The sequence below is a fragment of the Aureimonas ureilytica DSM 18598 = NBRC 106430 genome, from assembly GCF_000382705.1.
Lineage (GTDB): Bacteria > Pseudomonadota > Alphaproteobacteria > Rhizobiales > Rhizobiaceae > Aureimonas > Aureimonas ureilytica.
This window is the reverse complement of sequence record NZ_ARQE01000012.1, coordinates 106533-127890: the sequence shown is the minus strand read 5'-3', so window position 1 is coordinate 127890 and position 21358 is coordinate 106533. Positions and strand designations below refer to the sequence as shown.

The window sequence follows — 21358 nt, the reverse complement described above, 5'->3', positions numbered from 1 at the left end:
TTCGAGAGGGTCGCGACGCGGCCTTCGAACTGACCGAACTGGACGAAGTGCTGGTAGGCGCTGGTGAACGTGCCGGCTTTGATGGCCGCGTCGACGTCCGNGTAGGTCGTGCGNTANNCGGCTTCGTTGAANTCGTCGGCACCACCGTTGCCGTTGAGATCGATTGCAGCCTGCTCGAACGCGTTCGAGAAACGGCCTTCGGCCGCGCCGTTGTCAAGGAAGTGCGTCAGCGGATTCACGCCGGCGCGGGCCACGTCCGGGTACAGGCCCAGATAGAACGACGTGTCGAAGAAGGCGTTCGGGTTGCGGCCTTCGAAGCGACCATTCAGCTCGAAATGCTGTGCGCCGCTGGTGAAGATGCCACGCGAGATCGCGGCTGCGACGTCCGGATTGCGCGAGAGATAGAAGCTTTCGTCAAAGCCGATGCTGTTCGACATTTGGAGTCTCCATTGACGTAGGTCAGGACCGGCGCCGGCCCTGCTGGCAGGCCGTTACTTACGGGCGCCATGTCACCGCTCCGCGCCGTTAAGTAACGAGCGGTGGCATCGTGTCCGTATGTGCAGGGCTTTTGATCAGCCTTGCTGTGCAACTTGTGAATGCCCCGTTGGGCCAGGGGAGGTGTAAAGCACTTGCTGTACGGCCGCAAATGCCGAGGTCCCAAAAATTGCAACTACAGATTTTACTGTATCGGGTGGCTGGAGACTGGGAAGGCCGGGGAAGTGGTGGAAACGGCCTCGGAATGGGCGGCTGCGACCGCGCTGACGTCAGAACTTGCTGTTCGATCGGCGGCTGGCGCCGACCACCATGATGTCGAAGATGCTGGGCTCGTAATAGGACAAGGCCTTCGCCGTGAAGTCGTACTCGTCCATCCGCAGGGCCTTGGCCCAATCCCCGTAGCGTTCGAAAGGAATTCGGCCTTTTCCTTGCTCGATCTGGGCCACGAACGTGTAGATCTTCAGATCCAGTATTGCGGCGAGATCCTTCTGGGTCAGGCCGGCCTCTTCTCTCTTCTGCTTCAACCAGACGCCTGCCTGCTTTCTGAGGTGGTTTCGACGTGCGTCCTTATCGATGGGGGCGGTGCGCATGCGTGCCATTCCTGACGACCGGCGCGGGCGCGCGGTCATGCCTCGGGATTAGTAAGGTGAGCTGATCGGCATACCACAGGTAGCGGATATGCGAAGTGCATCGTCAGCCGCTCGGCGGTCCGGAAGGCCATTCGAAGGGGCGGGGATACAACCTTCGATTAAGCGCCCTAAGCGTCGCGAAGCCCCGGAATACCAGGATTTCCATGGGCTGCCTCGGAGACCGCAGCGGCGGTGATCAGCATCGTCCGATGCCGAATTTGTGTAGAAATCGCTGACATCGCAGAAAAATATTTGGCGGATATGTCACGGATTCTGAGGCGGCCGACAGGCGAATCATCCAGTCGCTCCAATCTTATTAGCCCGGAAAGGTTTTTGCGATTTTTATGCAGATACAGCGATTGCTGTATTACTTGGGGCGGCCTTGGCCGGCCCTGACGCGGATGGACGAACGGTCGCCTTTGGAGGGGCGCTAGCGCGCCAGCGGGCCGGGGCGGCGTGGCGGGACGTTGCTTCGCGCGCCTCGATCCAGCGCCGGCACGCGAAAGGCGAACGCCCGTCCACGGCGCGCGATTCCGATGGAAAGGCGCCGGCTCGCAGGCAAAGGGAGGCGCGTTCACCCCGACCCGATCGGTCGCGCCACGCAGGAGGGCGTGCGCCCCGCCGGTCTTCGATGCGCGCGATGCGGCGCGTTCGAAAGGGCGATGGGGGCGGGGAAGGGAGAAGGCGATTTCGGTTCGCGAATCGACGGGCGATCGGACCCTCGTCGGGCATGTCGCCTCCGCGACGCAACTCATGCGGGGGCGTTCCGGGGGCCTTCCGGAGCCTGTTCGGCGAAATGGGGTGATGGGTGACGCCGCGCGCGCTCGACCCCCGCGATTGCGGCGGCGCTCCGGCTGCGACGGCCGGACTGAGCGCCCTCGATCGGATCGCGCCGCTCCGGATCGATCCGAGGCGATCCGAGGGCGGCCCGTCATCCTTGCTTCAGTCTGCTGCGCTATCCAACGCCCGCCGCAACACATGTCGCCCGGTAGCCGCGACTATTTTCGCGGGACGGCCTCTGATCTTAAGCTCTTGTTTGGCGACGATGAGTCAAAATGTCGCACGGAAAGCAGCCGGCCGTTGATTTCTGACGACGAACCTTCGGGGAGGGCGGACCCCGTTGGTCGTCGGATACGCCCAAGTCCCCCCGTCTTCGCCGGTCGGCCTCTCCCGTTGTCCATCCCCTGCCGAAGCACGAGCTGCGGCATCCCCTTCGCGGGTTCGCAACCGGGTCGCCGCCCATGGCGCGCCGCTCGGACGAGTTCGCGTGGGCCTTACCCGATCGCATCCTCCTGGCCGCATCGCCATCGAAAGAGTCGCTGAATGTTCAGTATGTCCAAGCTTCGGCTGAAAGCGAAGATCACCCTTCTCTTCAGCATCGTCGCCGTGATCACGGTGTCCGCGATCGGATTCATCCATGTCGGCAGGACCACCCTGTCGGACACGATGCGCTGGAACGACCACACCTATGAGGTCGTGAACCAGATCGATCAGATCGTGGAAGGCATGGTGGATCAGGAAACCGCCGTGCGCGGCTACATGATCACCGGCGCCGAGGCCAATCTGGAGCCCTATCGCAGCGGCTTGGACATGTTCACCAGGGCGCTCGACCGGGCCGTGGCGCTCACGGCCGACAATCCCGTCCAGCAATCGCGCCTCCTGGAAGTGCGCGATCTCGCGCGGCGTTGGGCGGCGCAGGTCGCCGAGCCGGCCATGGCCTTCATGGCCGATCCCGATACGCGCCAGAAGGCCTGGGATCTGGAGATTTCCTCCGTCGGCAAGCGCGACATGGATCAGATCCGGGCGGTGACGGCGCAGATCGTCGCCACCGAGCGCAGCCTCCTCGCGGAGCGTCAGGAGAAGGCGGCCGCAGCGGAGGAGATGATCAAATGGGCGATCGGCGGCGGTCTCGCCGGCATGATTCTCGCTCTCATAGGCGCCGGCATCGTCCTGGTGCGCGCGACCTGCCCGCCCTTGCAGCGCGCCGTGGAACTGGCGCAGGCCATCAGCCAGGGCGATCTCACCCAGTCCGCCGAGGTGCGGGGCCGTGACGAGGTGGCCGATCTCCTTCGCGCCATGAACGCCATGCGCGAAACGCTGCGCGGCACGATCGAGGACGTCATCACCTCCGCCCAGCAGGTGGCGGCGGGCTCGCAGCTTTCGGCCTCGACCTCCGAGCAGCTGAGCCAGTCCGCCAGCGAGCAGGCCGCGTCCACCGAACAGCTCGGCCGTGGCACGTCCGAGCAGGCGCTTTCGGCGCAGCAATTGGCGCGGGGCCTCGCCGAGCAGGCGGTCGCCGCCGAACGCCTCAGCCAGGGCGCGATCGAACAGGCGGCCGCGACCGAACAGGCCTCCGCCGCGATGGAGGAAATGTCGGCCAATATCCGGCAGACCGCCGAGAACGCCACGACCACCGAAAAGATCGCCGCGCAGGCCTCCCAGAACACCAAGCGCAGCGGGCAGGCTGTCGTCAGCTCCCTGGAGGCGATGCGCACCATCGCGGGCAAGATCCGCATCGTGCAGGAGATCGCTCGTCAGACCGACCTACTGGCGCTGAACGCCGCGATCGAGGCGGCGCGCGCCGGCCAGCATGGCAAGGGTTTCGCGGTGGTGGCCTCGGAAGTGCGCAAGCTCGCCGAGCGCAGCCAGGGCGCGGCGTCGGAGATCAGCGAACTCGCCGCCTCGACCCTCCACATCTCGGAGGAAGCGGGCCGGATGCTGGAACTGCTCGTTCCCGATATCGAGCGCACGGCCGAACTCGTCGCCGAGATTTCGGCGGCCTGCCGCGAGCAGCATGCGGGCGCGGAGCAGATCAACCAGGCGATCCAGCAGCTCGATCAGGTGACGCAGCAGACCAGCCAGTCCGTCCAGCAGCTCGACACGGCGGCCCAGCAGAATGCCGAGGCGGTGCGCCAGCTCGACGAGATCGCGCAGCAGAACGCGGTGGCGGTCCAGCAGCTCGACGAGATCACGCAGCAGAATGCGGCGGCCTCCAATGAAATGTCCACGACGGCCGAGCAGCTGTCGGCCGAGGCCCTGCGCCTGACCGATCGCGTCAGCTTCTTCCAGCTTGGCGAGGGCGTGGCGGTGCCGGCCCCGCGACAGGAGACCCCGAAGGCTCCGGCCGCGCCGACCGTTCGCGCCCTGCAGGCGAGGGTGGATCGGTTCGTGGCGAGCCGCCCGAGCGCTCCGGCGGCCAGCGCTGCCCCCGTCCGGGAAACCAAGCCTCTGCCCGAGCGCAAGGCGCCTCCCGTGCGCTCTCCCTCCACGCCCGTCGCCCGCGGCGGCATCGCGCTGGACCTTGGTCCGGACGATCAGGTCGCCTTCGAAAGACTGAGTTCCTGACCGGCCGCTAGGCCGACCTTCGAAGCCTATGGAAGCCCTGTCCCGCGCTTGACCGCGCGGGGCGGGGCTTTTTCGCGCTTGGGTTCCCCGCCGCGACGTCTCAGGTCGCCGCGAGCCGGAGCGTCTCGCGACAGAAGGAGGGGGCGGCCGCGTCCTTGGGCTTTTCGCAGGACGGCCCCGACGAGCGCAGCTGTTCACCCCGGCGAAGGACGGTTGCGGTCTTCGGGGCGAGGTCGAGATTGGGGGCCGAGCGGTCGTGCCGCTGCTCATCGGGCAGCCGAATCCCGGCACGGAGGGGAGGGGATGAAGGCCGGTCCGGGCGCGTCGAAGGCGTCTGCGCCCCGCGCCTTCAGCCGTGAATCTCCGTGGCCCGTGCGACCGGGCCCTGGCGATCGGGCTCTCGGTTTCGAGCGCGAGCCTTCGCTGGATCAGGCTAAGGGTTGGGAGGCGACCGAGGGGGCAGGGGCGAGAAGGGCGCTTCGCTCCGGGCAGAGCGACCGAGCGGAAACCGTGCGGGGCGCATCGGCCAGCCTGTGGGACGCTGTCATCAGCAGAAGAAGCGGCCCGACCGGCTCGAAGAGGACGGGGGCTTGGCTCTCGAACCCTGAGGCATCACGCATCGAACGGCTGGCGCGAAACAGATCGCCCTCGCTCGGCCATTACCCTGCGGGCGGGCCGTGCGTTGCAATGGAAGAGGCACAAAGGCGGAGGGGCGCATAAGGCGGAGCGGCGTCGCCCGCCGCTCCGCCTTTCCCTCAACATGCGCGCCGAGCCCTACAGGGCGAGGACCAGATGTCGGGGCGCCCTGTCCGCTTGCACGAGCCATTGCGCTTCTTCGGCCTCGCGCAGGAGCCGTTCCAGCGCCTTGTCCCTGGATAGGGGGCGGTCGAACAGATAGCCCTGTCCCGCGCCGCAGCCGGCTTCCGCCACGAAGGCGCAATGCTCTTGCGTTTCGATGCCTTCGGCGACGACGCCGAGTTGCAGGCGGTGGGCGAGGGCGCAGACCGCCGCGACGATCGCCGAGCTGTTCTTGTCCTCGCGGCAGCTTTCCACGAAGGAACGGTCGATCTTGAGCTTGTCGAACACGAAGCGCTGGAGATAGCTCAAGGAGGCGTAGCCCGTGCCGAAATCATCGAGCGCGATGCGGCATCCCAGTGCGCGAAGCGCCTGGAGGGTCTGCGTCGCGAGCGCCTCGTTCTGGATCAGCGCGGTTTCCGTCACCTCGATTTCGAGCCGACGTGCCGGGAAGCCGGCCTCGGCCAGCGTCTTGGCGACGAAGATGGCGAGGTCCGCATCGTTCAGTTGCCGGGCCGAGATGTTGACGGCGACGAACACGTCGCCCGGCCAATGGCGCGCCGCCGCGATGGCCTCGGTGAGGACCCAGCGGCCGAGATCGAGAATGAGATCGCTTTCCTCCGCGAGGGGCACGAACTGAGACGGCGGCACGAAGCCGAATTCGGGGTGGTTCCACCGGAGCAGGGCTTCGAAGCCCAAGGTCGTCTTCGATCGCAGATCCACCACGGGCTGGAACTGGAGATGATGTTCGCCCCGGTCGATGGCGCCGTGCAGGTCGGCTTCCAGCCGGTGGCGCTCGAGGAAGGACTTCTTCATCTCCGGCTGGAACTCGGTGGCGCAGCGTCGTCCGGCGGCCTTGGCCTCGTAGAGCGCCAGATCCGCGTCCTTCAGGAGCGTATGGGACGTGTGCCTGTCGCCCGTCCTCTCGACCGTGCGGAAGCCCAGCGTCACGCTGACCTTCACGCAGCGTCCGTTCGCCATGATCGGCTGGCGCATCATTTCGAGAATGCGCGTTGCGGCCGCGCGGCTGCGCGCCGCCGCCTCGGCCCCCTCGTAGAGGATCGCGAACTCGTCGCCGCCGACGCGCGCCACCAGAAGCGCATCGGGCGCCGCCTGGTCGAGACGCTGCCCGACGCGGGTGAGAACGGCGTCGCCGATATCGTGTCCGTTCGTGTCGTTCAGCGTCTTGAAATGGTCGACGTCGATCAGCATGACCGCGCACCCGTTCGCGCTCGCCAGGCGATCGAGACTGAAGCCGAATTGCAGCCGGTTGGCGAGGCCGGTCAGCGCGTCGGATCGCGCCGTGCGGTCGAGGCGCCGGTTCTGCCACAGGACGAAGGTCACGAGCGCCGCCCCGAACAGGACGAGGAACACCGTCAGGCCGCAAAGCACCGCGAACAAGAGGCGCAACTGCGCCTGCGTGCGGCCGATTTCGTCGTTCGCGATTGCGTGGCTGCGCGAGGTCATGCGCGCCAGGGGCTGCACCAGGGGCTTCAGGATGGTCACGGCGTCCATGCCGACGCCCGCTTCCGGCATGTGGTCGATCAAGGGCGTGACCTGCCGCAGCGCGTCGGCGAGGCTCGGGAGGAAATCCGCGCGCATTTCCGGAATCGGCCAGACCGCATTGCCCACAACCCCTATCCGATTCTCCAGGATCGCGGCGCGCATCCGGATCTCGTCGATATCGTCGGGCTCGCGCGCGCCGGCGAAGGCGAGTTGCAGGCGCAGAAGCTCCGCCAGGGTCTGGGCGGCGTCGAAGGTCCGGTTGTACCTCGAGGCCTCGTCGATCCGCTGCTGGTAGGCTGCGGCCAGAAGGGAAACGGCAACGGCGAAGACCGCCAGGAGGGCGGTCACGGCAGCCAGTCCGAGGCCTAACCGATGGAAGCTGCGCGGTAACGTCAACTTCCCGCGTTGGATCATGGCGTGACGACGACCTCGGCCAGCTGCCAGACGGACCGGCTGTAATAGGACTGATGCTTCAGTTCCGGGCGCAGGTCGAAGGGGAACATGAGAAAGACCGGCCCCTTGGCGCTGAGCGGCATGGGAACGCCGTCCTGATGGGTGGCGAACAAGCCATCGCCGGCCAGGATATCGCTCGTCTTCGCCTCGACCACATAGTCGTTGAGCGCGATGAGCTGCAGGTGCTCCCCTTGCACCCCCGCCGCCTGGAACAGGTCGCGAGCCGAAACGCCTCGAAACTCGATCGGTTTGGCATTCCAGGGCGTGGCGGTGACGAAGCGGGTCTGCGGCAGGGCGTCCAGCCCGGCGGCGTCATAGGTGACCGACGCGCCCGATGCGCCGCCCGACACGCGCAGCACCGGCTTCGCGGCCAGGGCACGCGATGGCTTCGAGACGAGAAGCGGCAGGGCGGCAAGCGCCAGGATCATTTGCCGACGGTCAAGCACGGCCATCTCCCCACTGGATCGAGTGGCAAGGACGCTAGTCGGCAGGGTTTAAGATAAATTGAAGCAGCCCGGGCTTGCGGGAAGATAATAGGAGGATATCAGGACAGGGTTCCCCAAGGAGAGGTCCGCGCCTGCCCTTGGGGACGGGCCGCCCAGCTCGGGCGGGAGGCCGCTTCTAAATCGGGGCCTGGAATCGCCGATCGCGGTTCACAATCCGCCATAGGTTCGCAGGAGGTCCCAGCCTGCCTTGGCCAGAACCAGCGTCGCGAACCCGCCCCCGATCATCATGAGGATCGGGATCGGAGAGAACACGCTCTCGCGGCTTTCGCTTCGGGCTGCGTCGTCTTCGCTCTTGGTCATGGAAGCGTTACGAATCCACGATGGCTCGGGTTCCATGATCGCCCCCTCGGACGCGAAGGTCTCGCGTCCGAGGGGGCTGTCGCCGTCAGGCGTTGTCGACATAGTAGGCGATGCCCTCGAAGCGATAGCTCGGCAGCGTGCCGATGATGCTGTCGCGCTCCGCTTCGCTGGTCGTGTAGAAATGCGTTCCGCTCTTCTCGTTGTAGAAGCGGTAGAGTTCCTCGTGGGCGCCGCCCTCGCTGCTCGCATAGGCCTTGTAGGCCACGCCTTCGTACTGGAAGACCGGCAGCGTGCGGATCACCTGATCCCGCTCGGCGGCGCTGGCGGTGTAGAAATGAGTGCCCGTCGCGCTGTTGTAGAAGCGGAAGATGTCGATCGTGTTCGCGCTGCGCGTCGCGGCGTCGAAGGCCTCGCCCTCGTATTGGTACTGGAAGAGGTTCTGGGCGATGCTGTCGCGCTCGGCGACGCTCGCGGTGAAGAAGTGCGAGCCCTTTTCCGTGTTGTAGAAGCGATAGACCGACCCCTCGTCGCCGACCGGCAGCGTCACTTCCAGCGCCGCCGCGCGCTTGCCGTAGAAGGAGATCGCCTCGTTCGTCTCGGCCGTGGAAAAGGGGTGGGTCAGCCCGACCGAATTGAGGTCTTCCCAGCGCAGATTGCCGAGGAAGCTCGGCTGCGAGCGGGCGAACTGCCAGAGTTCGTTCGTGGTAAAGATCCCGTCCGGCGTGTTGATCTGCTCGATATAGTTTGCCTGCGAGAAGAAATCGAGAATGTAGATCGTCTCGCCGGTGTTCCGGTCCGAGGCGACGAAGTGGCGATTGTCGATCAGCGCGGTCATGGCATAGGAGCCGGGACCCAGCGTCTCCGTGTAGAGCGTGTCGATGCCGGTGCCGCCGCGATCGGCGATAGTGACGGTGGTGTTGGCCTTGGAGACGTAGACGTCCGAGCCGCTGCCGCCGATCAGGATCGAATAGGCCGAGCCGCGCTGCGTCGTGAGAAGGTCCGACCCGGCGAGGCCGTATGTGACCGTGGCATACGAGCCCGTAAGGCTGTCGGCTCCCGCCGTCCCAAAGCGTTCCGCAAAACGAACCATGCTTCCCCCAACCCCAAAACCTTCGGCATTCGTCAAGACGAAGATGCACACCGGATGGCCGAGGGGAACGGCGTGGCCCCGTCCTCACGAGGGAGTGATCCTGCCTGCCGTCGTTGCACGGTGTCGGGACACGGCCGTCCCGCCGGAGCGGGTCGGACGATGATCGGCCTTCTGCGCTCGAATGGAAGGTCCCGGCCATCAGCCCCGCTCACGCAACGGCCACCGGCGATCCGATCAAGTTTGGACACCGCCTTAACGCCGCATCCACATCGTTCAGCTAGCAAAGGAAAAAGGGAGAGTAGCGCCGAGCGCACCCAGTGCGCGTTTTAAGACCATGATCGAGGACACCGCATGTTCAAGAGATACTGGATCGATCGACGCGGCAATTTCGCGATCATGGCGGCGCTGAGCTTCAGCGTCCTCGCCCTGGCGATCGGCGGCGCGGTGGATATCAGCATGGTCTCCATGGACGAGACATCGGCCCAGGGCGCGGCGGACGCGGCGGCGCTCGCGGGCGCCAAGACCATGGAAAGCGGCAGCGTCGCGGAGGCCCAGATCGCCATCCAGGCCGTCGCGCTGGCCAATCTGCCCGATCGGCTAAAATCGTCGAAGATCACCAGCGATATCGACACGGCGCAGGGCGTCGTGAACGTGGCGATCTCGAACAGCTACGACACGGCCTTCCTGCGGCTCGGCGGTACGAAGACGATCAGCTATTCGCGCTCGTCCCAGTCCAGCATCAAGCGCGACGGCTTCATGGACTTCTATTTCCTGCTCGATGTTTCCGAGTCGATGAACATCGCCGCGGATGAGGTCGAGCGGAAAAAGCTGGAAGATTGGACGGCAGAGAAGAATGACCGGCCTTGCGCGTTCGCCTGTCACATGCCGGAAGATTGGACGAAATGGCGGATTTCCGCCTATGAAATGAACCGATTGATCCCACCCGAGAGGGGCGGACCGGCGCGGTTGCGCATCGACGTGCTGCGGGATGCGTTCAAGACGACGGCTCAAAAACTTCTGCAAATCAATGCGGATAAGAGCCAGAACCTATCCATTCGAATCTCGACCGCTGGCTTCAGTGAGATTTTCGCGAGGGGTGTCGAGAGAAGTACCGACGAGAATACGCTCGTGAAATCCTTGGATTTCAAAAACATCCCGAGCAAGCATACGTATTTCCGCGAGGCGTTGTCCGGGTTTGAGACTATGCTCGGAACCCAAGAGGATGGTTCAAGCCAAGACAAGCCAGAAAAAGTGGCTGTCATTATAACCGATGGCGTCAACGATGTGGGAATTGGTCGGGCGCCATGGATGTTAACGGCCCCTGTTGATCAATCCTATTGCAGTCGCATCAAGGGCAAAGGCATCAAACTTGCCGTTCTCGAAATCAAATACGTCCCGAACAATGATCCGTGGAACTTCTTCCTCGATCGAGTAGGGAGAACCTACCCCCAGATCTCGCCCGCGCTGATGATGTGCGCCTCGCCCGGCTACTATTATCTGGCCACCGACTCCAACCAGGCCAGCGAACGGCTGACCGGGCTCGCGAACGAAATCGTTCGCCGGAACCTGCGCATTCGCCAATAGTCTTTTCTCAATGGGTCTTCGCACCGCCACGCGGCGGAGGCCGGCTGCGGGAGGCAAGACGAGTGATGCTGAAGACGCACCCGACGCGCCGCCGACTGCGCTTCGCGCCAGGAGGCTTCGGGCCGTGATCCGACTCCCTCTCGCGCTTCTGGCGCTCGCCTCTCTGTCCGGCTGCGGCGATGGCGACCGGGAGGCGCGGCGGGCGCGGCTCGGCCCCGAGCCGACGCTGGAGGCGCGCATGAGCGTCGCCGATCCGGCGGCCGGCGCGTCGGTTTTCGGCCCCTGCAAGGCCTGCCACACGATCGGCCGAGGCGGGCCGGATCTCGCCGGCCCCAATCTTCATGGCGTGATGGACGCGCCGATCGGCCAGCGGCTGGCGCGCTATGGCGCGACGGCGGCGCTGCGCTCGGTCGGCGGCACCTGGACCGACGCGGCCATGGACCGCTGGCTCGCCGACCCCGCGCGCTTCGCCCCCGGCACCAAGATGATCTTTCCGGGCATCCCGGACGCGCTCGCCCGCGCCGATCTGATCGCCTATCTGCGCACGCAATCCCGCTAGACGGGTTTGCGCCCATGCGCTCAGCGGATCGACAGCGGCAGGGGCGGGGGCGGTTCGGTGGCGCCGGGGCCGAGCGAGCGCTGCACCATGACGCTGTCGGCCCAGCGCCCGTAGCGATAGGCCACCGCCGGCAGGTGGCCGACGCGCTGGAAGTCGAAGCTCGCATGGAGCGACAGCGAGGCGGCGTTGTCCGAGTCGATATAGCCGATCATCTGCCGGAAACCCGCCGCCGCGCAGGCGTCGATCAGACCGCGCATCAGGAGCCGGCCGATGCCTTGGCCGAGATGCTGGTGGTGCACGTAGATCGAGTGCTTCACCGCGTAGCGATAGGCCGGCCGCTTGCGGAACTGCACGACATAGGCATAGCCCACCACCTCGCCGCGACGGGTCGCGACGAGATGGGGCATGCGCCGGTTCTTCAGGTTCTTGCGCCGGTCGCGCAGATCGTCAGGCTCCGGCGTCTCGCTGTCCTCCACGCCCGCCTCGACGCCGCGATGGATATGCCGGCGATAGATCGCCAGCATGGGCTCCACGTCGGAATCGCGCGAGGGGCGGATCGCGATCTCATTCTCCTGATCCATGAACGAACTCGAAACTCCGGCTCTATTCCGCGACGACGTAGGTATAGAGCCGCACGCGGCCCGACGCATCCACCTCGCGGTAGACGCCCTGGATTTCGACCTCGAAGCCCGGGAACGTGTTGAACGAGGCTTCGAACATCTTGAGATAGTCGATCATCGGCTGGGCGCGCTCGCTCAGGCGCTCGCCCGGAACGATGGTGGCGATGCCCGGCGGATAGACCACGAAGGGCGTCGTCGCGATGCGCCCGCCGATCTCGCCGATCGGCAGATAGTCGACATCGTTGCGCACGAGGCAGCGCGCCGCGTCGTGCGGCGACATGGCGATGTCGGGCAGATGGTCGGCCGAGAATTGCAGGACCTGAAGCGCGCTGACATTGGCGGCGCGGAAGAAGCGGTGCATCGCGGCGCAGAGATCGCGCACCCGGACGCCCGCGTAGCGGCCGGCCCGGCGGCGGTAGAATTCCGGGATCACCTCTTCCAGCGGCGCGTTCTCGTCATGCAGGCGCTTGAAGGCGACGAGACCGGAAATCAGCGTTCCGGCCTTGGATGCCTCGACGCCCGGCGTCAGGAGGAAGAGAAGCGAGTTCAGATCGTTCTTTTCCGCCACGATGCGGTTTTCGCGAAGATATTGCGCGACCACGGGGGCGGGAATGCCGTGCTCGCCATAGGCGCCGTTCGCCCCGTCGAAGCCGGGCGTGAGCAGCACCAGCTTGTTGGGGTCGGTCATCGCGAAGCCCGGCTCCATGTTCTGGAAGCCGTGCCAGGAAGCGCCGGGCGAAAGCTGCCAGAAGGCGGGGTTGGTGGCGAGCTGGTCGGTCGAGACGCTTTCCCAGGGCACGACATGCGCGCTGCCGGGGCGCGCGGCGTCGGGGATCGACACGGTGTCGGGCACGAAGGGCTCGAAGAACCAGCGCCGCTCGGGCCGCTGCTCCTTTTCCTCGAACTCGCGCCGCACGGCGCGGATCTTCTTGCGAAGCTCGATGCCGAGCCGGATCGTGTCGTCCCAGAGCACTTCGCCCGAGCGGCCCTTCATCATCTGCGCGCCGACATCGAGCGAGGCGAAGAGCGGATAGAAGGGCGAGGTCGAGGCGTGCTGCATGAAGCTTTCGTTGAAGCGGCGATGCTCCACGCGGCGCTTCTGGCCCTTGATGTGCCGATCCTTGATGTGGATCTGCGAGGCCTGGGAGAAGCTCGCCAGCTGCTTGTGGGTGGATTGCGTGGCGATGATGCCCGGCGCGTCGGGGCCGAGATCGGCCAGACCCATGGCGAAGCGCCCGGCATAGAGCGGGTGGAACTTCATGAAGCCCGCCCAGGCCTCGTCGAACAGGATGTATTCGCACAGGTGCCCGATCCGCTTCAGGATCATCTCGGCATTGTGGATCGTGCCGTCATAGGTGCACTGTTCGACCACGGCGACGCGGAAGGGGCGGGGCTTCTTCCAGGCCTCGGGGTCCTTCACCAGGGGATGGGTGCGGATGCGCTCGCGAAGCGCGTCCTCGTCCAGGGAGGCAAAATCCATCGGGCCGATCAGGCCGTAGGAATTGCGCGAGGTCGGCACGTAGACGGGGATGCCGCCGGAGATCAAGAGCGCGCCATGGTGGGCGGCCTTGTGGTTGTTGCGGTCGAACAGGACGAGATCGCCGTCCGTCACCAAGGCTGCCAGCGCCACCTTGTTTGAGGTGGAGGTGCCGTTCAGGACAAAATAGGTCTTCTCGGCGCCGAAGATCTTCGCCGCTTCCTTCTGCGCGGCGAGCGCCGGCCCCTCGTGGGTCAGGAGGTCGCCGAGATCGAGAACCGAGTTGTCGAGATCGTCGCGGAACACGGCTTCGCCGAGATGCTCCATGAAGACGCGCCCGATCGGCGAGCGGCTGTAGAACACGCCGCCATTATGCCCGGGGCAGGTCCAGAGCTGGTTGCCCTCCTCGGCATAGTCCACCAGCGCGCCGAAAAAGGGCGTCTTCAGCGTCTCGGCATATTGCTTCAGGCGGCTGATGAGGTTCTTGGCGATGAAGGCCGGCGTTTCCTCCGACAGGAAGACATAGCCGTCGATGAAGTCGAGCACCTCGACCGGCACGTCCTCGAAGCGCTTGCGGCGGATGAGGAGGATGATCGGGAAGTCGAGCCCGCGCCGGCGCATCAGGTTGATGAGGGCGGCGGTCTTGCCCTCGAGGCCCTTCTTGCCCCAGTCCACCATCATGCAGCCGATGGCGGCATCCGTCTGCACGGAGATCGCGGCGTCTTCCAGCGTGCGGGCGCGCACGACCTCGAAGCCGGACTTCTCGATCTCGTCCACGATCTGGTTGTACCGGGCCCCTTCCAGATCGTCGGCGTCGAAGGAAGGCGTGGCGAAGAGGAAGGTGAAGCGTCTGAAATAATCCATGAGGCACCCGGTTCGTGGTGGCGCGGACCATCGGTGCGTTTCATGACAGGACCAAGACAATCCCTCATTTCATCCGCTCGGCGCCCTGCCCGGTCAGTACGGCCCGGTCGATACGCCAAGGACGCGCCAACGAAAAGACCCGCTCCTTTTGGAGGCCGTTTGACAACCCGATCGGGTCGGCACGCCGGGTCTTTTCCGCCCTCACTTCGTTGCCAATGTCAGACGATGCCGCCGGCATCGACTGCGTTTGGCGCCTCGTGAGAACGAAAAATCCCTCGCGGGTCCTCCGCCGCCGGATTGTCAAACGGCCTCCAGGGCGGGTCCGGTCAGCGCTCGAAAGGGGAGGGCTCTCAGCCCTTGGCGGCGCCGGCGGGGGTGGCGGTGCGGTTTCCGATCATGCGCCAGTTCTTGTAGAACAGCGACTTCATCTGGTCGGCGATCATCGAGACGACCGACAGGAGCGCACTGATGAAGCCGGGCACCGGGGTCGGGCGGATCACGTCCATGAAGACATTGTAGCGGCGCGCGTCCACCTCGTTCACAGAGCGGTGGAACAGCGTGTCGTCGAAAATGTAGAGCGGGTTGTCGCGCCAGAGATGGCGCTCGCCGTTGCACTCGATGAAGACGCGGTCGCTGTCGGCGGGCTTCAGGTTGAGCAGGACGCGCAGCGTCAGGCGCAGCGGGCCGTAATGCCAGGTGGTGGATTCCTTGCCGGAAAAGACCGACACCGCGATGGTCTTCACATATTTGAACTCGCGGTTGAACTCCGGCACCGTGTCGATGTTCGGCTTGCCGTACCAGCGATAGACATACATGCCGCGCCGCCCGTCGTGGAACTTGGCGTCGATCTCGCTGGTGATCTCGTCGCGGCGAGTGCGGAACGTGTTCAGCACCGTCTCGATCTCCTCGCGCCATTCGGCGGGGAAATCATCGAGCGTGTAGATGCCCGGATTGCGGCGGCTGACGAGGTCGACGAAGAGGTTGAAGGGCGAGAGCAGCCAGGTCAGAATGCCGTTGCCCATGAAGTAGCGGCTGAGCAGCAGGCGGTTCTTGCCCTTGTTGCGCGCGACGTCGATCGCGCCGCAGACCAGCCAGAACAGGGTCAGCCAGGGCACGAACCACAGGAGCAGCGCAATCACCGGCAGCGCGATCGCCGTGCGCCGCAGCGCCTTCTTGGTGGCCTTGTTCATGGATGCAGCTCCGCCGCGCGATTCGATGCGGCATAACGCACATTTGATTTTGACATGCGCAAGGTCCCGCTCGCCACGGCGGCGAATTTTTCGCCGAGGGCACGAACGTGTCGCAGGCAGGCTGCGGAAACTCCGCGTGTTTCAACCGCTTAAGGAGGGATGCAAGACCGGCGCGAAGCCCGCCCGCAGCGCCGCCACGCTTGGTTCCGGCGTCAGCACCGCGACTGTTCGCCCGTCCAGCGGCTCGGCCTCGCGATAACCGGCGAGCGTCCATCGGTGCCGCCGCCCGGCATGGACCAGCCAGGGAGCGCCGTCGATCTCCACCATCGCGCCGTCCGGCAGGCTCGCGAGCGGGGCGGGGTGCCGGCGCTGTCGCCGGTCGTCGGTCAGCCGGGCGGCGTGCAGTTCGCGGTCGATCCGCCCGGCCGAGGGCGGCGCGTCCGCTCCTTGTGCCCCGCTGGCCGCCGCGCCCCAGGCCGCCGCGAAGCGCCGGAAGGCGGGCCGGCGGCAGAGCGCGCAGGGGCGGTGGCCGGCAGCGAGCGCCGTCGCCTCGTCCAGGAAGAAGAGTTCGGTATAGGCGCCGGGCGCCATCAGCGGGCGCGGCGTCGCGCGGTAATCGAGGCTGCAGACGATCCAGTTCGGATGTCGCCAGCGGCTGCGGCCGAGCCGCTTTTGGTCGTCGTGCAGGATGCCGCGATTGCCCATGAAGAGCCCGCGCGCGGAATCGGCGACGATCTCACCGAGCGGCGTCACGCGGTTCTGAAGCGGCATGGCTCGGCCTCCTCGCACTCCGGCTCTCGGTGAAAGGCGAGGAGACCATGCCCGCCGAAATGGGGCAAGGCGGGGCGCTCGGCGTGCTCTTAGTCCGGTGCGAGCAAACGCAATTCCGCAAGGGACTTGGCGAAGGCGCCCGCGAATTCCGCCGCGAAGTCGCCGGCGAGCGAGGAGATGGGCGAGAAGTTCGGCAGGATGATCGACCATTCGAACTCGATGGCCGGTCGGAAGGGGCGCACCTCCAGATGGCGCCAGGGCAGGCGCGAGGCGGTGAAGGGATCGACCACGGCACAGCCGAACCCGGCATCGACGAGGCTGCACAGGATCATGGTCAGCGGGCTTTCCATGCGGATCGTCGGCGCGCAGCGATGCGTCACCATCATCGCGTCGAAGGCGCGCCGCATGGAGGAGGAGGAGGCGAGGCCGACGAAGTCGCGCCCATGGAGGTCCTGCGGAATGACGACGTCCCGCTCCAGAAGCGGATGGCCCTTCGGCGCGATGAACACGGCCTCCATCGGGGGAAGTTCGTGGGTCGTGATCGCCGAATGGGGAATGCGCTCGTGGACGATGCCGAGATCGCAGCGTCCGGTGATGACCCAGTCGAGAACCGAGGGCGAGGTCATGCCGTAGAGCGTGATGTCGACGCCGGGCCGGGCGGCGGCGAAATCGGCGGTGACGCTCGGCAGGAGGCTCGTCGCCAGCGCGGGAAGCGCCGCGACGCGCAATTCGCCGCCCCGGCGCTCGCGAATGTCCTTAGCCGCCTTCTCGATCCGCTCCAGACCGACGAAGGAGCGCTCGACCTCGCGGTAGAAGGTGATCGCCTCGGCGGTCGGCATCAGCTTTCCGCCTTTGCGCTCAAAGAGTTGCAGGCCGACGGCATATTCCAGATCGCTAAGGAGCCGGCTGATCGCGGGCTGCGTGACGCCGAGAAACTGCGCCGCTTCCGTCGCCGATCCGGTCAGGATCACGGCCCGAAACGCCTCCACCTGCCTCGATTTCAACATCCCTGCCTATCCGTTCGCCAGCATAATATTTAGTTATGGAGTAGTGATGAAAACCGATTTGACGAATGGGCGCAAGTTTCGAAAGGTTACAGAATGATTGACCCCTAAACCGAGGACCTTCGATGAGCATCCCATTCCCTTCGCGTCTTCTCACGACGGTCGCCCTCGTGGCGGTGTCCGCATCGTCAGCTGCGGTGGCGCAGGAGAAGGTCCTTTACGTCGCGGCCTATGGCGGCTCCTACGAGCAGCTGATGCGCGAGCAGATCTTCCCGGCCTTCGAGAAGGAGCACGGGGTCCGCATCGAATACACGGCCGGCAATTCGACCGACACGCTGGCGCGTCTCGTCGCGACCCGCTCCGCCCCGCAGATCGACGTCGCCATCATGGACGACGGCCCGATGTATCAGGCGATCGCGCTCGGCCTGTGCAAGGAGGTCGAGGCCGCCCCGGTCTACGACGATCTCTACGACATGGCCAAGGTCAGCGGCGGCAAGGCGACGGGCCTCGGCGCGGTGGCGACCGGCCTCATGTACAACACCAAGTATTTCGCCGAGCAGGGCTGGCCCGCGCCGACCTCCTGGGCCGATCTGAAGGACCCCAAATACGCCGGCAAGCTCGTCGTGCCGCCGCTCTCCAACACCTACGGCCTCCATGCCCTGGTGATGGAAGCCGAGCTCGGCGGCGGCAACGAGCGCAACATCGATCCCGGCTTCACGGCCTTCAAGAGCGAGATCGATCCCAACGTCCTCGCCTACGAGGCCTCGCCCGGCCAGATGACCTCGCTCTTCCAGAGCGGGCAGGCCGTGCTGGGCGTCTGGGGCTCGGCGCGCATCAACTCGCTCGCCAACACCGGCTTCCCCGTGGAGATGGTCTATCCGAAGGAAGGCGCGGTCTCGCTCGGCATCATCGGCTGCCCGATCGCCGGCCGCGACACGCCGGAGGCGCAGGCGCTCCTGCAATATCTCCTGTCGCCCGAGGTGCAGGAAAAGGTGGCGCGCGGCTATGGCTACGGCCCGGTCAACAAGAAGGCCAAGCTCACCGACGAGGAAGCCAAGGGCATTCCCTACGGCCCCGAGCAGGTCGGCCAGCTGCGCGTGATCGACTGGGACTACGTGAACCCCGTCCGCGAGGAATGGAACACGCGCTGGACGCGCGAAGTGGAGCGTTGAGGGCTTAGAGCCCGTCCCGAAAGTCCGCCGGGTCGGCTCGCCGGGTCTTTTCGTCGCCCTCCTCGTTGCCGATCCTCGCCGATGCTGACCTCGCATCGACTGCGTTCGGCGCCTCGATCGCGACGATAATTCCTCGGCGATCCTCCGCCGGTGACGTTCCGGACGGGCTCAAGGACCTTTCGCCTTTTCACTCGTTCCGCCCGGCCGACGGGCGGAACCCGTCCCCCCGAGAGGTGTCGCCGATGAGCTTCCTGACGATCGAACGCCTGACCAAGACCTACGACCAGATCGTCGCCGTGGGCGGCATCTCGCTCGACATCGAGCAGGGCGAGTTCATCTCCCTGCTCGGCCCCTCCGGCTGCGGCAAGACCACGACGCTGCAGATGATCGCGGGTTTCGTGGAGGTCACGTCCGGCCGCATCGTGCTCGAGGGGCGGGATCTGGCCGAAGTGCCGCCGGCCAAGCGCGGGCTCGGCATGGTGTTCCAGAGCTACGCGCTCTTTCCGCACATGACGGTCGCGCAGAATGTCGGCTTCGGCCTCGAAATGCGCAAGGTCGGCCGGGCCGAGCGCGATCGCAAGGTCGCCGCCGCCCTGCAGCTCGTCGGCCTGTCCGCCATGGCGGACCGCTATCCCCGGCGCATGTCGGGCGGGCAGCAGCAGCGCGTGGCGCTGGCCCGGGCGCTGGTGATCGAGCCGAGCCTTCTTCTTCTGGACGAGCCCCTGTCCAATCTCGACGCCAAGCTGCGCGACGAGATGCAGGGCGAGCTGCGCGACATCCAGGAGCGCACCGGCCTCACCACGATCCTCGTGACGCACGACCAGTCCGAGGCCATGGCCCTGTCGGACCGTGTGGTGGTCATGAACCGGGGCGTGATCGAACAGGTCGGGCCGCCGGAAGCGGCCTACCAAACGCCGTCCTCGCATTTCGTCGCGAGCTTTCTTGGCCGCACCAACACGCTGGACGGCGTGCGCGCGGGCGAAACGGTGACGGTGCGCGACCAGCGCTGGACGGTGGCGGGCGAGGGCACGGGCGCGGGCGCGGCCGGGCCGATCGTCGTCGCCGTGCGCCCCGAGCGCGTGTCCTTCGGTGCCGGCGGGCTCCGGGGCGTCGTGCGCAAGCGCGTGTTCCAGGGCAGCCAATGGTTCTTCGACGTGGAAAGCGAGGCGGGGCAGGTCTTCGTTCTCGCCCCCAACGGAAGCGGCGCCCTGCCGGCCACGGGCGAAACGGTCGGCCTCGTCTGGAGCGCCGAGGACATGCGCGTTCTCGCGCGGGACGAGGCGGCGCCGCGATGAGCGCCGTGACCGCGCAAGCGCAGAAGCCGGTCGCCGCCACGACCGTTCGAAACCGGGCCTGGCTCGCCCCCTATCTCCTCAACCTGCCCGCGCTCGTCGTGGTCGGCACGCTTCTCGTCGTGCCGCTCGTGATGACGCTGATCCTGTCGCTGCATTCCTTCGGCATGTACACGGGCGTCACCGACGACATCTCGCTGAAGAACTATGCCGAGATCGTCTCCGACCCCTATTTCCACGAGATCTTCCTGCGCACGCTGCGCATCTCGCTCTTCACGACGCTCGCCGCCGCCGCGCTCGGCGCGCCGGAAGCCTATATCCTGCACAAGATGCGCGCGCCCTGGCGTTCGATCTTCCTTCTGGTGATGCTCGGGCCGCTTCTCATCTCGGTCGTGGCGCGCACGCTCGGCTGGGCCATGCTTCTCGGCTCCACCGGCGTCGTCAACCAGGCGCTGACCGGGCTCGGCCTTCTCTCCTCGCCGGTGCAGTTCATGTACACCGAGACCGGCGTCGTGATCGCGCTCGCCCATGTCCTCATGCCCTTCATGGTGATCTCGGTCTGGGCCGCGCTCCAGCGCCTCGACCCGCAGGTGGAGAACGCCGCCGTCTCGCTCGGCGCCTCGCCCTTCACCGTGGTGCGCCGGGTCGTGCTGCCGCAGATCATGCCGGGCATCCTGTCGGGCTCGATCATCGTCTTCGCGCTCGCGGCCTCCGCCTTCGCCACGCCCGCCATCATCGGCGGCCGGCGCCTCAAGGTCGCGGCGACGCTCGCCTATGACGAGTTCCTGTCGACCCTGAACTGGCCGCTCGGCGCCGCCATCGCCGTGCTTCTGCTTCTCGCCAACATCGTCATCATCATCGGCTGCAACCGGCTGGTGGAGCGGCGCTACGCGCAGGTGTTCCAATGAACCGCAACGGGCCTCTCGCTCTCGCCTTCCACACATTCGTGGTCCTGTTCACGGTGGCGCCGATCCTCGTCGTCTGCGTCGTCGCCTTCACGCCGAACGGCTATCTCTCGCTGCCGACCAATGGACTGTCGCTGCGCTGGTTCTATGCCATCGCCGACCGGCCGGAATTCCTCGCCTCGTTCCGCACCAGCCTCTGGCTCGCCGCGCTCGCCTCGACGCTCGCCGTGGGGCTGGCCATTCCGGCGGCGCTCGCCATCGGTCGGATGCAGTTCGCCGGGCGGGGCCTTCTCCTCAGCCTCTTCCTGTCGCCGCTGATGATCCCGCATCTCGTTCTCGGCATCGCGCTTCTGCGCTTCTTTTCCGAGGCCGGGCTCGGCATTTCCGGCTGGACGCTGGTGGCCGGCCACCTGATCGTGGTGTTTCCCTTCGCGATCCGGCTGATCCTCACGACCTCGGTCGGCCTCGACCGCCAGATCGAGAACGCGGCGGTCTCGCTCGGCGCCTCGCGCTGGACGACCTTCCGCCGGGTGACGCTGCCGCTCATCCTGCCGGGCGTCGTGTCGGGCTGGATTCTCTCCTTCATCCAGAGCTTCGACGAGGTGACGATGAGCGTCTTCATCTCGACGCCCCAGACCACGACGCTTCCGGTGCGGCTCTTCCTCTACATCCAGGACAATATCGACCCGCTCGTCGCCTCGGTCTCGGCCATCCTGATCGCGCTGACGGTGATCGTGATGGTGGTGCTCGACCGCCTCTTCGGAATGGAACGTCTGCTGGTCGGCCCCGGTCGCGGCTGAG

General features: G+C 66.0%; 17 protein-coding genes. 7 read left to right on the top strand and 10 right to left on the bottom strand.

All coding sequences use genetic code 11. The features are described 5' to 3' along the window. Positions 1 to 764: 764 nt before the first annotated feature. Positions 765 to 1085, bottom strand: coding sequence for a helix-turn-helix domain-containing protein (locus B146_RS0120810; RefSeq protein WP_051091609.1), 321 nt, complete (start codon positions 1083 to 1085; stop codon positions 765 to 767). A gap of 1362 nt (positions 1086 to 2447) precedes the next feature. On the opposite strand from B146_RS0120810, the gene B146_RS26865 reads away from it, so the two are divergent. Further along, on the top strand, positions 2448 to 4469 hold the full coding sequence (locus tag B146_RS26865; protein WP_060577672.1) for a methyl-accepting chemotaxis protein: 2022 nt from the start codon (positions 2448 to 2450) through the stop codon (positions 4467 to 4469). A 774-nt stretch (positions 4470 to 5243) separates the two neighbouring features. On the opposite strand, the gene B146_RS26860 is transcribed toward B146_RS26865, so the two are convergent. The 4 genes from B146_RS26860 to B146_RS0120785 form a co-directional block, all read right to left on the bottom strand. After that, entirely contained in the window at positions 5244 to 7118 is a 1875-nt protein-coding gene (locus tag B146_RS26860; RefSeq protein WP_019998414.1) for a putative bifunctional diguanylate cyclase/phosphodiesterase, read from the bottom strand. A gap of 62 nt (positions 7119 to 7180) precedes the next feature. Further along, a complete protein-coding gene (locus B146_RS0120795; protein ID WP_155897626.1) occupies positions 7181 to 7669 on the bottom strand; it encodes a putative pterin-binding protein in 489 nt (162 codons plus the stop codon). Positions 7670 to 7876: 207 nt separating this feature from the next. Then, positions 7877 to 8029, bottom strand: coding sequence for a hypothetical protein (locus B146_RS29165; RefSeq protein WP_155897625.1), 153 nt, complete (start codon positions 8027 to 8029; stop codon positions 7877 to 7879). An 85-nt stretch (positions 8030 to 8114) separates the two neighbouring features. Further along, positions 8115 to 9119 carry a hypothetical protein gene (locus tag B146_RS0120785; protein WP_026358816.1) on the bottom strand — a complete coding sequence of 335 codons (1005 nt, stop codon included), beginning with the start codon at positions 9117 to 9119 and terminating at the stop codon, positions 8115 to 8117. Between the two features lie 351 nt (positions 9120 to 9470). On the opposite strand from B146_RS0120785, the gene B146_RS0120780 reads away from it, so the two are divergent. Continuing rightward, a complete protein-coding gene (locus B146_RS0120780) occupies positions 9471 to 10703 on the top strand; it encodes a TadE/TadG family type IV pilus assembly protein (RefSeq protein ID WP_019998411.1) in 1233 nt (410 codons plus the stop codon). 124 nt (positions 10704 to 10827) lie between these two features. Next, the gene (locus tag B146_RS0120775) at positions 10828 to 11262 is read left to right on the top strand and encodes a c-type cytochrome (RefSeq protein WP_019998410.1); all 435 of its coding nucleotides are present in this window, start codon (positions 10828 to 10830) and stop codon (positions 11260 to 11262) included. A 20-nt stretch (positions 11263 to 11282) separates the two neighbouring features. Here B146_RS0120775 and B146_RS0120770 read toward each other — a convergent pair whose 3' ends face one another. The 5 genes from B146_RS0120770 to B146_RS0120745 form a co-directional block, all read right to left on the bottom strand. Next, positions 11283 to 11843, bottom strand: coding sequence for a GNAT family N-acetyltransferase (locus B146_RS0120770; protein ID WP_019998409.1), 561 nt, complete (start codon positions 11841 to 11843; stop codon positions 11283 to 11285). A gap of 22 nt (positions 11844 to 11865) precedes the next feature. Then, on the bottom strand, positions 11866 to 14223 hold the full coding sequence (locus B146_RS0120765) for an Orn/Lys/Arg family decarboxylase (RefSeq protein WP_019998408.1): 2358 nt from the start codon (positions 14221 to 14223) through the stop codon (positions 11866 to 11868). A 350-nt stretch (positions 14224 to 14573) separates the two neighbouring features. Continuing rightward, a complete protein-coding gene (locus tag B146_RS26850) occupies positions 14574 to 15413 on the bottom strand; it encodes an aspartyl/asparaginyl beta-hydroxylase domain-containing protein (RefSeq protein ID WP_019998406.1) in 840 nt (279 codons plus the stop codon). A 141-nt stretch (positions 15414 to 15554) separates the two neighbouring features. Beyond that, entirely contained in the window at positions 15555 to 16184 is a 630-nt protein-coding gene (locus tag B146_RS0120750; protein WP_019998405.1) for a hypothetical protein, read from the bottom strand. 89 nt (positions 16185 to 16273) lie between these two features. Then, on the bottom strand, positions 16274 to 17191 hold the full coding sequence (locus tag B146_RS0120745; protein ID WP_019998404.1) for a LysR substrate-binding domain-containing protein: 918 nt from the start codon (positions 17189 to 17191) through the stop codon (positions 16274 to 16276). A 122-nt stretch (positions 17192 to 17313) separates the two neighbouring features. On the opposite strand from B146_RS0120745, the gene B146_RS0120740 reads away from it, so the two are divergent. The 4 genes from B146_RS0120740 to B146_RS0120725 all read left to right on the top strand — a co-directional run bounded on the left by B146_RS0120740 (position 17314) and on the right by B146_RS0120725 (position 21357). Then, complete coding sequence (locus tag B146_RS0120740) at positions 17314 to 18360, top strand: ABC transporter substrate-binding protein (RefSeq protein WP_019998403.1); 1047 nt, start codon at positions 17314 to 17316, stop codon at positions 18358 to 18360. A gap of 242 nt (positions 18361 to 18602) precedes the next feature. Next, positions 18603 to 19655: an ABC transporter ATP-binding protein gene (locus tag B146_RS0120735; RefSeq protein ID WP_019998402.1), complete on the top strand. Its 1053-nt coding sequence runs from the start codon at positions 18603 to 18605 to the stop codon at positions 19653 to 19655. Next, entirely contained in the window at positions 19652 to 20560 is a 909-nt protein-coding gene (locus B146_RS0120730) for an ABC transporter permease (protein WP_019998401.1), read from the top strand. The genes B146_RS0120735 and B146_RS0120730 overlap by 4 nt, the downstream gene beginning before the upstream one ends. Beyond that, entirely contained in the window at positions 20557 to 21357 is an 801-nt protein-coding gene (locus B146_RS0120725) for an ABC transporter permease (protein ID WP_019998400.1), read from the top strand. The genes B146_RS0120730 and B146_RS0120725 overlap by 4 nt, the downstream gene beginning before the upstream one ends. Position 21358 lies beyond the last annotated feature (1 nt).

Excerpts from the sequence above, each read along its gene's own strand:
- B146_RS0120735 (WP_019998402.1), top strand. The coding sequence starts at position 18,603 with ATGAGCTTCCTGACGATCGAACGCCTGACCAAGACCTACGACCAGATC.
- B146_RS26865 (WP_060577672.1), top strand. The coding sequence starts at position 2,448 with ATGTTCAGTATGTCCAAGCTTCGGCTGAAAGCGAAGATCACCCTTCTC.
- B146_RS0120725 (WP_019998400.1), top strand. The coding sequence starts at position 20,557 with ATGAACCGCAACGGGCCTCTCGCTCTCGCCTTCCACACATTCGTGGTC.
- B146_RS0120780 (WP_019998411.1), top strand. The coding sequence starts at position 9,471 with ATGTTCAAGAGATACTGGATCGATCGACGCGGCAATTTCGCGATCATG.
- B146_RS0120770 (WP_019998409.1), bottom strand. The coding sequence starts at position 11,843 with ATGGATCAGGAGAATGAGATCGCGATCCGCCCCTCGCGCGATTCCGAC.
- B146_RS0120740 (WP_019998403.1), top strand. The coding sequence starts at position 17,314 with ATGAGCATCCCATTCCCTTCGCGTCTTCTCACGACGGTCGCCCTCGTG.
- B146_RS26850 (WP_019998406.1), bottom strand. The coding sequence starts at position 15,413 with ATGAACAAGGCCACCAAGAAGGCGCTGCGGCGCACGGCGATCGCGCTG.
- B146_RS0120730 (WP_019998401.1), top strand. The coding sequence starts at position 19,652 with ATGAGCGCCGTGACCGCGCAAGCGCAGAAGCCGGTCGCCGCCACGACC.
- B146_RS0120765 (WP_019998408.1), bottom strand. The coding sequence starts at position 14,223 with ATGGATTATTTCAGACGCTTCACCTTCCTCTTCGCCACGCCTTCCTTC.
- B146_RS0120810 (WP_051091609.1), bottom strand. The coding sequence starts at position 1,085 with ATGCGCACCGCCCCCATCGATAAGGACGCACGTCGAAACCACCTCAGA.
- B146_RS0120750 (WP_019998405.1), bottom strand. The coding sequence starts at position 16,184 with ATGCCGCTTCAGAACCGCGTGACGCCGCTCGGTGAGATCGTCGCCGAT.
- B146_RS0120785 (WP_026358816.1), bottom strand. The coding sequence starts at position 9,119 with ATGGTTCGTTTTGCGGAACGCTTTGGGACGGCGGGAGCCGACAGCCTT.
- B146_RS0120745 (WP_019998404.1), bottom strand. The coding sequence starts at position 17,191 with ATGTTGAAATCGAGGCAGGTGGAGGCGTTTCGGGCCGTGATCCTGACC.
- B146_RS29165 (WP_155897625.1), bottom strand. The coding sequence starts at position 8,029 with ATGACCAAGAGCGAAGACGACGCAGCCCGAAGCGAAAGCCGCGAGAGC.